The sequence below is a fragment of the Verrucosispora sp. SN26_14.1 genome (assembly GCF_004307965.1).
GTDB lineage: Bacteria > Actinomycetota > Actinomycetes > Mycobacteriales > Micromonosporaceae > Micromonospora.
The window spans coordinates 1-2,163 of record NZ_SISL01000687.1 but is presented as its reverse complement, the minus strand read 5'-3'; the positions used below and the strand labels follow the sequence as shown (position 1 = coordinate 2,163).

Below are 2,163 nucleotides of genomic sequence, written 5' to 3'. Positions count from 1 at the left end.
GCCGGGCACCCAGACGCCGTCGGCGGCGAGGGCGTCGCCGTGGGCGGCGAACACGGCCTCCGGCGGGCCGTCGACGCGGACGCCGCCACCGGCGTCGAGCACCACCACCCGGTCGACCAGCGGCAGGGCGTCGGCCACCCGGTGCTCGACCAGGATCAGGGTGGTGTCGCCGTCGACCGCGCGGCCCACGGCGGCACGGACCAGGTCGGCCCCGGCCGGGTCGAGGTTGGCGGTGGGTTCGTCGAGCAGCAGCAGGTGGGGACGGAGCGCGAGCACGCCGGCCAGGGCGAGCCGCTGCTGTTCGCCGCCGGAGAGCGCGGCGGTGGGGCGGTCGCGGGGGTACGGGAAGCCGACCCGGCGCAGCGCCTCGTCCACCCGGGGCCAGATCTGCGTGGCGGGTACGCCCCGGTTCTCCAGCCCGAACGCCACGTCGTCGCCGCTGCGGGCCATGACGAGCTGGGACTGCGGATCCTGGAAGACGATGCCGACCCGTTCGCGGGTATCGGCGGGCGGCCGGCCGTCGATCTCGATGCTGCCCTCCCGCTCGCCGGAGTCCTCCGGCAGCAGCCCGGCCAGCGCGGCGAGCAGGGTGCTCTTGCCGGCGCCGGAGGGCCCGAGCAGCAGCAGCCGCTCGCCTCGGCGTACCCGCAGGTCCACGCCGCGCACCGCCCAGGCGTGCCGCCCGGCGTGGCGCCAGCCGAAGCCGCGCAGCCGCACCTCACCCATCCGCCACCCCCGCTTTCGTCCCCGACCCGCCGGTGGCCCGGTGGAGCCGGTCGGACCGGCTCCACCGGGCGTGGTCAGACCAGGTTCCGCTCGCGACCGGCGGGGAAGCGGTCCAGGACGCCGGTGCCGGCGAGCGCCTTGGTGAGCGCGTAGCCGCCGGCACCGGCGATCACGGTGGCGCTGAGCACGGTGAGCAGCGCGTACGGGATGCGGTAGGTGCCCAGCTCGTACGCGGCGTTCCAGGTGAAGAAGTCGAACAGGGCGGCGCCGAGGCCGGTCATCGCGCCGGCGAGCAGCGCCGTCGGCAGCCGGAACGAGCGGTACCGGAAGGCGGCGAAGGCCATCTCCGCCCCGAGGCCCTGGATCAGGCCCTGGACGATGGTGACACCGCCCCACTCGGAGCCCAGCAACGCGGAGACCGTCGCCGCGACCGCCTCGCAGAACAGCGCGGCACCCGGCTTGCGGATCACCAGCCCGCCGAGCACCGCCGGGACCAGCCAGACGCCGTACATGACGGCCTGGCTGGCCGGGAAGAAGGCGAAGGCCGGGTCGACCGCCCGCCAGAGCAGGCCCCAGGCCCAGAAGATGACACCGAAGCCGACGGCGATCACCGCGGCCACGACGATGTCGACGGTGCGCCACCGGGTGGTGGTCGGTTGGCTCATGAGTGCTCCCAGTCCAGTGTCGAACCAGGCAAGACGCACGCCGCGTCCGGCGTGGCCGGGCGTGGCGGGCTGGAGGTGGACCGAACTCCCTGCGCTGGCATTACCCAGATCAGGTACGGAGGGTCTGCGGGCGGACCCGCACTCTCAGCGCTGTGCGCTCCCCTGTCGGAGGTGGTGTTGTCCCGCCGACGCTAACACCTTCGAAGATCGACGGACAATGTGATCTACGCAGGTCATGCCGGTTGCCGACGACCGTTGGTTCCGGAGGCGCCCACCGGGCGGGGGAACCCGCCCGGTTTCGTGACATCCATCGACGTCATCGGCTCCGGACGGTAATCTCAGGCCGCCGATCCACGAGGGCCGAGAGGCGGCAGGGTGAGCACAGACACGGACCATGCCGTGCCGGCCGGTGAACCGGAGGGTCGTCCGACGGGCGTGGCCACCGAGGAACGTCCGGCCGGGCCGGGCGGCGGCGAGCCGCCCCGACGTTGGCTCGGCGACCGGATCGGTTCGGTGGAGATCCTGGCGGCGCTGCTGGTCCTGCTGATCATCTTTCGTGATCCGTTGGCCGGGGCGCTCGACGATCCCCGCATCCAGACGTGGACCACCGTGTTCGTCTCGATCATGGTGCAGGCGGTGCCGTTCCTGGTCTTCGGCATCCTCCTCTCCGCCGTGATCGCCGTCTTCGTACCCCGGTCGTTCTGGGCCAGGGCGTTGCCCCGGCACCCGGCGCTCGCGGTGCCGGCGGCCAGCGCGGCCGGTGTGGTTCTGC

The 2,163-nt window shown here is 73.5% G+C and carries 3 protein-coding genes and 1 riboswitch; of the genes, 1 reads left to right on the top strand and 2 read right to left on the bottom strand.

Translation table 11 applies throughout. From position 1 onward, the window contains the following. Both EYA84_RS30900 and EYA84_RS30895 read right to left on the bottom strand, forming a co-directional pair. On the bottom strand, positions 1-726 hold a 726-nt coding region (locus EYA84_RS30900), incomplete at its 3' end, for an ABC transporter ATP-binding protein (RefSeq protein ID WP_131057736.1). 74 nt (positions 727-800) lie between these two features. Continuing rightward, positions 801-1,391, bottom strand: coding sequence for an ECF transporter S component (locus tag EYA84_RS30895; protein WP_131057735.1), 591 nt, complete (start codon positions 1,389-1,391; stop codon positions 801-803). Positions 1,392-1,459: 68 nt separating this feature from the next. After that, a riboswitch (TPP riboswitch) is annotated at positions 1,460-1,565 on the bottom strand. 201 nt (positions 1,566-1,766) lie between these two features. Here EYA84_RS30895 and EYA84_RS30890 point away from each other — a divergent pair. Then, positions 1,767-2,163: permease (locus EYA84_RS30890; RefSeq protein ID WP_201272536.1), on the top strand; the 397-nt coding region annotated here is incomplete at its 3' end.